This is a genomic window from Alteromonas sp. AWJ4_197 (assembly GCF_056160285.1).
On record NZ_JBSWWW010000002.1, the window covers coordinates 678,344 to 691,487 of the forward strand.

General features: G+C 49.0%; 10 protein-coding genes. 2 read left to right on the plus strand and 8 right to left on the minus strand.

The genetic code is table 11. The features are described 5' to 3' along the window. The 5 genes from ACXAGC_RS06305 to ACXAGC_RS06325 are packed head-to-tail and all read right to left on the minus strand — an operon-like array spanning nt 1 to nt 6,487. On the minus strand, nt 1–1,452 hold the full coding sequence (locus ACXAGC_RS06305) for an efflux transporter outer membrane subunit (RefSeq protein ID WP_474843372.1): 1,452 nt from the start codon (nt 1,450–1,452) through the stop codon (nt 1–3). A gap of 13 nt (nt 1,453–1,465) precedes the next feature. Next, the gene (locus tag ACXAGC_RS06310; protein WP_474843374.1) at nt 1,466–2,584 is read right to left on the minus strand and encodes an ABC transporter permease; all 1,119 of its coding nucleotides are present in this window, start codon (nt 2,582–2,584) and stop codon (nt 1,466–1,468) included. A gap of 3 nt (nt 2,585–2,587) precedes the next feature. Beyond that, complete coding sequence (locus ACXAGC_RS06315) at nt 2,588–3,733, minus strand: ABC transporter permease (protein ID WP_474843376.1); 1,146 nt, start codon at nt 3,731–3,733, stop codon at nt 2,588–2,590. Then, entirely contained in the window at nt 3,723–5,495 is a 1,773-nt protein-coding gene (locus ACXAGC_RS06320; protein ID WP_474843378.1) for an ATP-binding cassette domain-containing protein, read from the minus strand. The genes ACXAGC_RS06315 and ACXAGC_RS06320 overlap by 11 nt, the downstream gene beginning before the upstream one ends. A gap of 2 nt (nt 5,496–5,497) precedes the next feature. Further along, complete coding sequence (locus ACXAGC_RS06325) at nt 5,498–6,487, minus strand: HlyD family secretion protein (protein WP_474843380.1); 990 nt, start codon at nt 6,485–6,487, stop codon at nt 5,498–5,500. Between the two features lie 120 nt (nt 6,488–6,607). On the opposite strand from ACXAGC_RS06325, the gene ACXAGC_RS06330 reads away from it, so the two are divergent. Further along, nucleotides 6,608–7,237 carry a CerR family C-terminal domain-containing protein gene (locus ACXAGC_RS06330; RefSeq protein ID WP_474843382.1) on the plus strand — a complete coding sequence of 210 codons (630 nt, stop codon included), beginning with the start codon at nt 6,608–6,610 and terminating at the stop codon, nt 7,235–7,237. Between the two features lie 27 nt (nt 7,238–7,264). Here the strand turns inward: ACXAGC_RS06330 and dld are convergent, their stop codons facing one another. From dld to cspE, 3 genes are all read right to left on the minus strand, one after another. Beyond that, a complete protein-coding gene (dld, locus tag ACXAGC_RS06335; protein WP_474843384.1) occupies nt 7,265–8,998 on the minus strand; it encodes a D-lactate dehydrogenase in 1,734 nt (577 codons plus the stop codon). A gap of 56 nt (nt 8,999–9,054) precedes the next feature. Then, nucleotides 9,055–10,365: a DEAD/DEAH box helicase gene (locus tag ACXAGC_RS06340; RefSeq protein WP_474843386.1), complete on the minus strand. Its 1,311-nt coding sequence runs from the start codon at nt 10,363–10,365 to the stop codon at nt 9,055–9,057. Between the two features lie 85 nt (nt 10,366–10,450). Next, on the minus strand, nt 10,451–10,657 hold the full coding sequence (cspE, locus tag ACXAGC_RS06345) for a transcription antiterminator/RNA stability regulator CspE (protein WP_119502459.1): 207 nt from the start codon (nt 10,655–10,657) through the stop codon (nt 10,451–10,453). Between the two features lie 390 nt (nt 10,658–11,047). Between cspE and ACXAGC_RS06350 the strand changes: the two genes are divergently transcribed. After that, on the plus strand, nt 11,048–13,135 hold the full coding sequence (locus ACXAGC_RS06350; RefSeq protein ID WP_474843389.1) for a putative bifunctional diguanylate cyclase/phosphodiesterase: 2,088 nt from the start codon (nt 11,048–11,050) through the stop codon (nt 13,133–13,135). Nucleotides 13,136–13,144: the final 9 nt, after the last annotated feature.

Genomic DNA, 13,144 nt, shown 5'->3' on the forward strand with positions numbered 1-13,144 from the left:
CTAATCCATGCCAGGGCCTCCCGTCGCTTTGTACACGCTAAGCTGGCTTAAGGTCACATTCAACTGAGATTGAATGTGACCAACCTTAGCATCTAACCATTGTCGTTGCGCCATCAGAACAGGCAATTCACTTGTCAGGCCAGCTTCTGCGTCTGTTTTAGTCAGTGCAAGTCTTTGGGTTATGCGGGACAGCGCTTGCTGACTTTGCTCCAGTTGTCTTCCGGCGCTGTTGGCCTGCTCAATGGCACTGTCAACTTCTGTCCATGCCGATAACACTTGCTGTTGATATTGCACAATGGTTTGCTGTTGCGTAATTGATGTGATCTCAACCTGACGATGAAGCTGGTTCCGGTTGAACAGCGGTAAGTAAAAGCCCGGGCCAATTTGCCAGGTTCGCGACGACCAGTCGGATACCGCACTGCTGCTTAGCGCTTCAATGCCCACATTACCTGTTAACTGGAATTGTGGGAACAGCGCCGCTTCGGCAATGCCTATGTCTGCGGTCGCCGCTCTTACTTTGGCTTCTGCCGCGCGAATGTCCGGGCGCTGACTTAATACACTGGAAGGTACGTTGAGCGTAGAGAGCACATACTCATGAAACGCATCGTGTGGCGCTTCCAACAAAGGTGTCAAGGAACCCGGTTGTACGCCCACCAGCAGCGAAAGCTGATTGGCTAACACATATACTTCACTGCGCTGACCGTCCAGCGTAGCGTTTAATTGATGAGTTTGTGCTTCTAACGCTAAACGTTCTGATTCATCGCCCAGCCCTGCAGCAATCAGGGCCTCCTGTATAGATAATTGAGTATGCAGGTTTGTCAGTTTTTGCTGTTGCAATACCAGTACAGCTTGCTGTGCGCGGTATTGTACATACCGGCGCATTAATTCTGTCGTTAACGACAAACGTAAATCAGCCAGTTCACTCTCTGCCATTGTCTGCTGAGCATCTGCTGCATCAATCTGATTAGCTACTTTTCCCCACAGGTCAGGTTCCCAACTGGCATCAAAGCCCGTTGAGTAAACGGTAAAAGGTGATGCCAAAGCATCCGTCAGGGCATCCTGTTGCTCACCAGAGGACGACAACTTTATAAATCTCGTCATACTGCCGTCTTCACTCAACCGCTGCCTTTTTACACTGCCTGAAAAGCCTGCCTCCGGCTCGCCACCGCTTCCGGCTACCTGCCGGTAAACACGGCTGCTGGCAAAATTCAGTGCAGCCACCTGTAAGCTCTGGTTATGTTTCTCTAACATGCTGTGAAGCGCCATCAGCGTCTTATCGTCGTTTAACCAACGCGACACCGTGTGGTTTTGTGTTTGACCATCAATGCCTTGCAAAGACGGCCAGGTCAACGGTACTGCCACCTCAGGTTTTTCATATTCAGGACCCAATTTTGTGCATCCCGACATGGTCAATGCAGTGATGAGCGTTAAAGAAATAAGCGAAACTTTCATATGATGAATGTCCTTATGAAGTCCTGTGTCTGAAAAGCCAACTGGCTACCGGCAGAGTAATGGTGGCGATAATAACCAGCGGGATCATCTCCTGATAAACGTCAGCAAACGTTGCCCCTTCAAGATAAACACGCCTGACAATATTGACCGAAAAACGCAGTGGATTAATGTAGGTAATATCCTGCATTAATTCAGGCATGTTGGTCAGCGGCGTGGCAAAACCCGACAACAGCATGAGCGGCATGAGTAAAACGAAGGTATACAGCATGGCTTGCTGCATATTCAGAGAAACGGCAGAGATAGACAGACCGATCCCCACACTTGCCAGTGTAAATAAAAATAACCCTGTATAGAGCGTCGTTAACGCCCCCTGAAAGGGGATCTCAAACCAGTACCGGCTGATAAGCAGCACCAGCGAAGATTGAATAAGCCCTATACACACCGACGGCAGCGCTTTGCTGATTAAGATTTGCGAAGGCAGGCTGGGTGTCACAAGTAACTGATCAAATGTGCCCTGCTCACGCTCTCTGGCAACGGAAAGTGCTGTAAGCATCATTGTTTGAATCATGCTCAGCGCGGCAATCATTCCCGGTAAAATAAGCCAGCGTGTTTCCATATTCGGGTTAAACCAGGCGCGGTTTTTCACCTGCACAGGAAGCTGCCTCCCAAGATCATTTTCCGCATTGTAAGACATGGTAATGGCGTTAAAGCTGCCAAGGGCCGCGTTAGCTGTTGCCGAATTCCGGCCGTCGACAATAAGCTGTATCTGGCTACTTTCCCCGCGGGATAATTTGTCTTCAAAGTCAGCGGGAAAATACACTACCATCAGCGCCTTTTGATTACCGATAACGTCAGCAATTTCCGTACTTCCCGACAGCGTAGCCACCTGATTAAACAGACCGGCACCCTGCAGTTTCTGAAGTACCTCGTGGCTGGCCTGGCTGTCACTTTGATCGAGCACGGCATAAGGCACCTCTTTCAAATCAAATGTGGCGGCATAGCCAAACAGCAATGTTTGCATAATGATTGGCATGATCAAAATGACACGGCTTGAGGGATCTTTTAAAACAGAAAGAAATTCTTTCTGGCACAAATTAAAGATAAGAAAAAAATAGTGACGGACACTTCCCATAGTTTAATCCAGTGTCTTTTTAGTAAGAAAACGGGCCAGACTGAGTAACACCACGGCGTACACTGTGAGCAACACCAAATCTTTAATAATTACGGGCCAGAAATTACCGGCCAGAAACACCGTTCGCAGCAGTTCAATAAAGTACGTGGCAGGAAGCAAACTACCAATAACATGAACGCCGGCGGGTAAATTACCTAAATCGAAAATAAAGCCGGAAAGCATCATCGCGGGCAGGAAGCTGGCGAGAATGGCAATCTGGCTTGCCAGAAACTGGTTGCGCGTCAGTGCCGAAATAAGTAGCCCGATTGCTAATGCCACCAGCATGTATATCACTGACCCTAATACCAATACCCAAAACGCGCCCTGAATGGGCACATGGAAAAGAAAAGTCGACGCCAGCACGCAAAATACCAGGCCTATGATACCGACACCAAAATAGGGAATTATTTTAGCCAGAATGATTTCAGCAGGCCGGACCGGGGTAACAAAAAGTGCTTCCAGTGTGCCCCGCTCCCACTCGCGGGCCATGACGAGCGCGGTGAGAAACGTGCCCACCAATGTCATGATAAGTACGATAAGCCCGGGCACAATAAACCATGTGCTGGTGTTGGCATCGTTAAACCAAAGCCTTGGAACAACAGTCACGCCTCCGGATTGATGCGCGTTTGCTCCGAGGCGGTCTTGCTGCTTTGACGCCCACACACCGGTGAGTGTTGAGAAATAGCTACTTATCGAAGAGGCCCGCGTTGCATCGCTGCCCAGCACGATAAGTTGAATGTCTGCATTTCCGGTTTTTAATTTGCTGGCGAAAGTGTCATCGAGAATGGCAATGGCTTCAACATCCCGCGCGCGCAACGCCTTTTCAGCCTGTTTCAAGGAGGTCATCTCACTGGGTATGAAATAAGGCGACAGCCTTATCGTTGAAACGAAATCATTTGTCTCTGGCGCAGGCCGGGTAGTCACCACGGCTAAACGAATATCTTTCACATCCAGCGTAACGCCAAAGCCAAAAATAAAAATGAGCGCGATGGGTAAGCCAATACCAATCAGTAGATTACTTTTATCACGTAGTAATTGCCGGGTTTCCTTTTTTACCAATGCCCACAAGCGAATAGCAAAGGCGCGAACAGGACGGGACTCACTTGACATCAGCGACCTCCCCGTCTCGTTTTTGTCGACTTTGCGCAATGATACTGATGAATGTCTCTTCCATGCTCATTGCCGAATCGCCGTCTATGCCAGCCCGTATCTCCTCAGGCGAGCCCATGGCGAGCTTTTTACCTGCATCCTGAATCAAAATCTTGTCGCAGTATTCAGCTTCTTCCATAAAGTGGGTGGTAATGATGATGGCCGTGCCGGTTTTTGACAGTGCCGTGATACGTCGCCAAAAAGCCCGGCGGGCTAACGGATCCGCTCCGCTGGTTGGCTCATCGAGAAACAATATATCGGGCTGGTGCATAAGGCTGGCCGCCATGGCTAACCGCTGTTTGTAGCCTCCGGGTAATGATGCACTTTTTTGCTGCACATGAGAGGCTAAATCAAATTGGGAAATCACCCGGTCAATGGCTTGTTTTCGCTGCTTTCCCCACAGCCCGTATGCACCCGCGAAGAAGCGCAGGTTTTCAAAAACGGTTAAATTGCCATACAACGCGAATTTCTGTGACACGTAACCAATGCGGGACCGTGCGCCAGCAGCGGCCGTTCGTAAGTTTTTTCCTGCTACGTCCAGCGTGCCTGATGTGGCGGGTAACAATCCGCAGAGCATCCGGAAAGTCGTTGTTTTTCCCGCACCATTTGGCCCGAGTAAGCCAAAGATATCACCGGGATAAACTTCAAAAGACGTTTTGGCAACTGCCGTAAAGTCACCAAACTGTTTAACCAGCTCGTTAACAGACACGACAGGCTTACCGTGCGTTTGAGATTGCCCGGTATGTTGGTTTTGCTGCGCTAATGAGGATACATCCACTGCGGCGGGTTTAATATGAGTCTTCAAATGCATCATAAACGCATCTTCCAGGCGGGGAGGCACAGATTCAGACTGCGCGGCTTTTACCTGGTGCGCGATGGCTTTTATATCTTTGTCTTGATGTAACACGCAGCGTACCCGCCCCCCCTGAGGGACGGCATCGATTACGTCCTCTTCGTTATTAAGCAGTGCACTTTGTAAATCCCGCGGCTTTTGGCTTGATGAAGGAGTTACCACGAAACACCGCCCCGCTGCGTCCTGCTTTAATTTCTCAGGGGTACCTTTTGCCAGAATGTTTCCTTCATTAAGCAGGTACACCTGATGGCACCGTTCGGCTTCATCTAAGTAAGAGGTGCTGACCATAACCGTGAGCGACTCATCTTCCACAAGTTGACTGATAATCTTCCATAACTCTTGTCGTGACAGAGGGTCAACGCCAACAGTGGGCTCGTCAAGCAGTAAAAGCGCCGGAGAGCGCACCAGCGTGCAGGCTAAACCGAGCTTTTGTTTCATGCCGCCCGACAAGTTTCCAGCCGGTCTTGAAGTGAATGCAGAGAGATTCGTCATGCTTAGCAGGCGCTCGTACCGCGCCTCACGGGTTGCTTTATCCACGCCATGTAAGTCTGCATACAAATCCAGATTTTCCTGTACGCTTAAATCTTCATACAAACCAAATCGCTGGGGCATGTAGCTAATTAAATTTTGTACCTGCTGTGCGTCTGTCGCCGTTTTATAGCCAAGTACACGTAAGCTGCCATCAGAAGGAACCATCAACCCTGCGACCAGGCGCAGCAGCGTGGTTTTTCCTGCACCATCGGGCCCCACCAGAGCGGTGAGTTCCCCTTTCTTTGCTTCGAAATCTATCTGTTTGAGGGCTACGGTTTGCTGACCGTCTCCGTTGAATTGTTTAACCAGCGCGCTGGCACTCACCACCGGTTCACTCATGATTAGTGTCCGTTGTTAACAAGCATCACAGTGGCAGGCATCCCCAACTTAAGGGTATTGTCAGCATCATCAACCCTGACCCTAACCTCATAAACCAGTGACGTGCGCAAATCCTCTGTTTGCACATTTTTCGGCGTAAATTCAGCGACAGAAGAAATAAAGCTGATAGTGCCTTTGATGGTTTTATTCAGCCCGTCAACATGAACATCAACGGCTTCACCTACCCTGGTGGTCGCCAGTTGGGTTTCATTAATATAAACCCGTATCCACTTGGGTGACGTTAACGCCAACGTGATAACAGGACGCTGAGTGGTGGCAAGGTCGCCGGGTTCCATCAGCCTTGCCCGCACTTCACCCTCACTGGGGGCGAGTAACACAGTGCGGCTAACCTGTTCAGCCAGTAAGGCTTTTTGTGAAGCCAGCACTTGTAACTGTGCTCTGGCCTGATCGATGTCTTCTTTTCTCGGCCCCTCTTCAACCAGTGCTAAACTGGCCTTCGCTTGTGCAAGTGCTGCCTGCAGCGCAACTACCTGATCCCTCGCCTCATCAATATCCTGTTGGCTTACGCCTTTACCCAGTGTTTTGCTGTCAACTGAATGCAGTCTTTTAAGCCGGGCTGATGCAATATCCACATTCGCTTGTTGCTGCACCACCACCGCTTTTGCCTGTGCAATCTCCTGGGGTCTTGAGCCCGCCTGCAACTTTGCCACTAACGCTTCCTGGGCGGCAATTTGCGCATTGGCCTGCGCCAGCTCAAGGTTTGGCACGGTATCATCCAGTCTGGCAATAACCTGACCCGCTTTAACCACATCCCCTTCTTCCACATTCACAGCTGTTACCCGCTCGGACTGAGTGAACGATAAAGACACCTGGCGGATATCGACATTCCCGAACAGTTTTGTTTGCTCAGCCCCGCGTTCAGGCCAAAACGTATAGACGGAAACTGCCGCCGCTACCGCGACGACAATGAGTACAGCGAGCTTTTTGTTCATAGAAGAATTCACTTGTGTAAACATCAACACATAACACAATATGAAATTCAAATTTGAATTTCAACTAGTTCAGCGGTAAAGTGCCTGATAATTTACATAAGCGACCTGGTGATGAAATAAATGCAAAACCGAAAGGGCCGTGCCGATGGTGAAGAAACGAAAAAGCGCATCTTCGCTGCCGCCGCCGAATTATTCGCTCAACGGGGTTATCACAACACGTCAGCCAAGGATATTTGCAGTGCAGCAGGCGTGAATGCCGCTGCAATCAATTATCATTTTAATGGTAAAGATGGTCTGTATGAGCAGGTATTTTCTGCGGCGATAGAACATTTTCTGCATTTAGACTTTTTACAGGCACTCGATGAGAGTCACGCAACAGCGCAAGACAAGCTGGACGAACTCATTGAGCATGTGGTGGCCAACATACTGGAAGAGCGAAGCTGGCACGGAAAAGTGTGGGCGCGGGAAATTGTCACGCCATCGCCGATGATTAATACGGTGTTAGTAAACGAAGCTCACACAAGGGCGAGCATCATCAAGAAAATGGTGATGGAGGCCAGCGATTTTAACGCTACCGACGATGACGTTACTCCTGTCTACGCCTTATTCACATTATTAGCACCTTGCATGATGCTGATGATAGTAAACCCGGAGCTGCCCACGCCGATCCAGCCCATTTTTTCACGCCCGCAAAGTGAACTTGTCGCTTACATTAAAAGCCTGATGAGAAATCAGTATCCTGCTAAATAGCACACAGGCCCGCCGGGGTTGGCCACATCAATCGTGACCACCACAACAGCTGTCGCTGTGCTCAGCCCAGTTTTTCAGTTTGGTAGTTTTACCGATCCCCGGGTTGAAGCTGTTGGTCGGGTCGAGCTTGCGATAGAACGACTTCAGTGCGTCTTTGGCAAAATACTCATGCCCCACGTTATGCTCTGCGGGGTACTCAGCATTCCGCGCATCAAAGGTCTGCAGGATTTTGTTTTTCAGCACTTTTGCATCCGCGCCTTTCTTCAACACGTAGTTCTGGTGCATAACGTGGCAAAACAGGTGGCCGTAGTAGAGTTTAGTATCAACCTGCTCATCGATTTCTGCCGGCAGCTCTTCAAACCAGTCGGGATCGTTACGGCGTAATGCCACATCGATAGTCATCATCGCACCCACATTTTTACTGTTCATAATGTGGTAGCGGCCGATAGCACCACCGGCAACAAACCGGTGCAGTATCGCTTTATCTGCTTCATCTTCCGTACATTCGAAGTAGCTGCCTTCATGGGTTTTAAAGAAATTATCCAGATACGCTCGGGCTTCATCTACACCGTCGTTACTCATTTCTAAAATCCAGTGATGCTGGTACTTGTCACGATACACTTCCATGCGGGCCGGTAAATGGCCGGGGAACAGATAACTTAAGTACTGCATGGTGCGGTCTGACATTTTGTTTGGCAAAAAGCCCAGTTTGTCAGTGAAGGCATCAAACTTACGTTTAAAGGCAAACAGCTTAGGGATGAATTTCGCCCCCAGCTTGCTGATGACGATAAACATATCTTTACCGTACTTCTTCGATACGTCGTAGCAGTCGCGGTGCAGATATTCACCGGAGTCCGGTAAGTTTTTAAAGGTAGAAAGAATGTCCCGGCGAATTTGGGTGAACATGGCGGCATCATTAGAGCCCACATAGAACACCTGCTTTTTGTCCGGAATCGGAAAGGTATCAAGGCGTACAGCGAATACCGCCAGTTTACCCGCACAGCCACTGGCTTCATGTAAGCGGCGGCCGTCATTATTAAAACGTGAAGGCGTGTCAGAATCGACATCCCGCACACGCTCATCGTATTCGTTATCTGATGCTCTCAGTTCAGGGAAAGCCACATCGTCTGCTGCGTAGTTCTGCTGTTGCAGATTGGTCAGGATTTCTTCCGGAGAGTCACCAAGATGAATACCCAAGTTATTGACCAGCGACAGCTTGCCACTCTCATCAATTTGGGCAAACAGAGACATTTCGGTGTACGCCGGGCCACGTTTAACCAGCGCACCGCCGGAGTTATTGCAAATCCCGCCGACAATAGAAGCGCCGATACAGGACGAGCCAATCACCGAATGAGGCTCACGGCCGTAAGGCGCGAGCTTTTCTTCCAGACCAAACAGTGTGCTGCCCGCCAGACCGACAATTTGCTTACCTTCGTCAATCAGCTGTATATCATCAATACGCATGGTGCTGATGATTACCAGCGGACGGTCGTAATCTTTACCATCCGGCGTTGACCCGCCGGTTAAACCGGTGTTGGCTGCCTGCATGATAACGGCCACATCCGCTTCCACACATAACGTCAGTACCCGCCAGATTTCCACTAATGTTGCCGGGCGGACCACGGCCAGAGCTTCACCGGAACCGAAACGAAACCCTTTACAATAAGGCTGTTTCTTTTCTTTATCGGTAAGTAAGTGGGCTTGTCCAACGACGTCGCCTAACGAGGAAATCAAAGACTGTGTATCGGTTTGTCCGCTCATAGGTCTCTCTGGCAGGTTGTACTGACGAAATTTCAGGCCACGCACTATACACTAAATTAAGAAGCGTGCGAACCCGTTGACGCCCTCGCAGGCTTTCTGCGGGCTGGCCTGCGGCGGGATGGAGAAGCCTTTGCTTGGGGCTTTTTATCCCCGGCATTTGCCTCTTTTGGCTGTTTGGGCTTCTTCGGCTTCTTAGGTTTTTTGGGCGCTGACAAGGTAGTCTCTGCTAACTTAAGATCCGGCTCAAATCCACTCAGGGTTTCCCGTGGCAGCAACTTCTGGATAAGGGTTTCAATATCCTTAAGTTGTTGTAATTCATCAGCACTGACCAGTGACCATGCCTGACCGCTGGCACCGGCACGGCCTGTCCGGCCAATACGGTGCACATAATCCGCTGCGGTATTGGGTAAATCCAGGTTCACCACCACCGGTAACTGGGCAATATCAATACCACGTGCGGCGATATCTGTTGCCACCAGCACATTGACTGTGCCGTCTTTAAACTCGCTCAGTGCACGGGTTCGGGCGCCCTGGCTTTTGTTACCGTGAATGGCAGCGCTTGGAATACCGGAATTGGTCAGACGGGTAGCAATCCGGTTAGCACCATGCTTGGTACGGGAAAACACCAGTGTCTGACGCCATTTCTGCTGCTTAATCAACGCTGTCAGCGCACCAACCTTCTTCGATTTATCCACATTGACCAGGATCTGCTGAACCTCTTCCACGGTGGTGTTCGGAGGCGCAACGGAAATCTTAACCGCTGACTGGGTAATCGATTCTGCCAGGGCTGTTACGGTAGGCGAAAACGTGGCAGAGAAAAGCAGGTTCTGACGTTTGGCCGGCAACAGCTTCAGCACACGTTTGATGTCGTGAATAAACCCCATATCCAGCATGCGGTCGGCTTCATCAAGCACAAGTACTTCAAGCTGATCAAACTTCACCGCGTTTTGCTGGTACAAATCTAACAGACGTCCCGGCGTAGCCACCAGAATATCAGTACCGCCACGCAAGCGTTTCATTTGCGGGTTGATACCTACTCCGCCAAATACCACGGTGGTTTTTAAATTCAAAAATTCATTGAAGCCACGGATATTGTCTTCTACCTGCGCGGCTAATTCCCGCGTCGGTGTCAGAACCAACGCTCTGACATTGTTACCACGTGCCTTTTGCCCTGAAGACAGTTTTTCCATTATCGGCAGTGCAAAGCCTGCTGTTTTACCTGTACCGGTTTGCGCGGCAGCCAGTACATCTTTACCGGACAGAATGACCGGAATAGCCTGGCTTTGAATAGGAGACGGAGACGCAAACCCAAGTGCGGAAACCGCTTTTAATAACGGTGCACTTAAGCCCAGTTCAGAAAACTGCATGAAAACCTCAAAGAATGGAAAAAATGACTTACAGAAAAACGGGCGCTACCAGTGAGCGCCCGTTATAAATAGGATAAGCGTTTGCTTACAGTACTACTACGTCAGCAGCCTGTGGGCCTTTGTTGCCTTGTTCGATAGTGAACTGAACGTTTTGACCTTCGCTTAAAGAACGGAAACCGTCAGATTTGATCGCACGGAAGTGTACGAAAACGTCTTTGCCGCCTTCCTGAGAAATAAAACCGAAACCTTTAGCTTCGTCAAACCATTTTACTGTACCAGTTACCTGAGACATAAATTACTCCAAAAAAATAATAAGTTAAATTAAATACGCCTATTTACGTATGAGGTCTTTCAGGTTTGGAACAGGCGTAGATCAGTAGTTTTCCGGAAGTAATTCTGTGAAGACTTACAAAGAATATAAAGAAATAGCATTAACAAGTTTGAATAGGACCTTCAAAAGGCGCGGCGATGTTACCAGTTGTTTATCAGAATATCCAGCTTATTTTTTAACCGGTTTTCAATGACAGAATTTTAATCTTCGCCGGCCCGTTATTTTCTATATTTATGATTATAAAATCGCCATGCAGGAAATTGCACAAGCAACACCAATGCGCTTTATAAATCCGTGACTATACTCTGAATAGACCAAGTATATAAAAGTCACGCCATCCGGGGTTAATGTTTGAAAAGCCTTCGCACAGAAATTGCGGCAATAACGCTTATTTCTATTACCGTCATCAGCGCGCTGGTGATGTGGGTGTCGTTGCGTGTTTACGAAGGTCTTTACGAAGAATTTGTCTCTCAGGAGCTGCAGGCTCTGTCTGAGAACCTGGCGAATGACTTGCTGCCACATATGACCGCAGATGACGAGTTCCCGCTCATCAGTGTACTGCTTCGTTTAGATGAATATGACAATGTGGAATTTGCCCGTGTCTATAATACGCAAAGCGAGATAGTTAGTGCTTACATCGGCTCTGCACTTGTTAAACACAGGCAGCATTCAGGAACTGAAAGCTCTACCGAAGATGTGAGGCTACACGAACTGGACTACGGACTTCATATTGAAGACAGCCATATCCGCGTAGTTAAAATAATTGGTGACCCGGCCCTGCCTCAGGGCAAACTTGTCATTTCCTATCTTATTGAGCAGTCACTTGCAGACAGCCAGAGAAAGTTCATCGTAGCCATTGTGCCCTTTGTTATTTTCATTCTGCTTATCGCCGTGTTTCTCGTACTGGAATTACAACGCCGCTCCCTGCAACCATTGTTTAAACTCATTGAGAAAATGCGCCGCGTAGAAGAAACCAAAGATTACGCCATAGAAGTAAGCATTGAAGGGAAGTCGGAAATCAAAGCTCTCACCCACGGCTTTAACAGCATGATGTCAGACATCAACAAACAAACCGAACTTAACCGGCAGAAAAATAAATTACTCACCCGTCAGCAGGAGCAAATGGAAAAGCTGGCGAACTTCGACCCCCTTACCGGATTGCCGAACCGGCAGTTTTTAATGAAGTGCCTGAACATCGAGCTGGCCAGAGCCAAGCGGGAAGAAAAAGATGTCGCTCTGCTGTTTCTTGATCTCGACGGGTTCAAAATGGTGAACGATTCCTTCGGTCATGACGTGGGTGACAAATTGCTTTGTAAAATTGCTGATGTGATCAGTGACAGCCTGAGGCTGGATGATGTTGTCGGCCGGCTTGGCGGAGACGAATTTGTCATCATTCTTGGGGAATGCAGTTCGGTGGAACAGGTTGAAGAAGTAGCTGCACGGCTGGTTGAGGCTATCGGCAGTGATCAACTGGTCGATCAATGGAAACTGGAAACAGGCGTAAGCATCGGTATTGCGCTGGCAAAGGACTGCGACTTCAGCCTGACCACCTTAATGAGCAATGCGGATATTGCCATGTATCATTCCAAGCGAAACGGTCGGGGTCAGTTCACCCTGTTCACCCGCATGATGCAGGACGACAACCACCGTATGATCCGCATCTCTACCAGTATTCACACGGCGATTGAAAACAATGAATTATTCCTTGTCTATCAACCTAAAGTGGACCAGAGCAGTAAGGTGATGGGTTTTGAAGCATTGATCCGCTGGTATAACCCTCACCTTGGCATGGTGTCACCGGCAGAATTTATCCCCATAGCTGAGCAGAGCAATAAAATATCAGTCATCACACTCTGGGTCATGGCGCAGGTATGCAAGGACGTAAAACACATTCTCAGACAATACGGAGAAGCCACAACGATTTCCCTGAACCTGTCAGCCAATGATTTAAAGGACGAAACGGTCACTGCTTTTGTTCTGGAAAAAATACGAGAGCTTGGCGGACTGGCTGGCGCCATTGAGTTCGAAATTACGGAATCTGCCTACCTCAAAAGTTTTCAGGCGGGGAACGCGTTTTTTGATGATCTTCGCGCACTGGGATGCAAAATAGCACTTGATGACTTCGGTACAGGGTATTCTTCTTTAAGCTACCTCACCGAATTCAGCATTGATACGCTGAAAATCGACCGTCAGTTTGTCAGTCAGATTGGAGTCTCACAACGTTCAGAACTTATCACCGTCACCATTATTGAGATGGCACGTCACCTGAAACTGAAAGTCTGCGCCGAAGGCGTTGAAACCCTGGACCAGGCAACGTTTTTGATAGATCACGGGTGTCACCTTTTACAAGGCTATTATTACGGCCGGCCAGAGCCGATTTGTGAAAATAATGAAGAGGACGGGTTAATTCCCGCCCTCGAAAGCCAGCATAGTATGTAGCAAAACCAC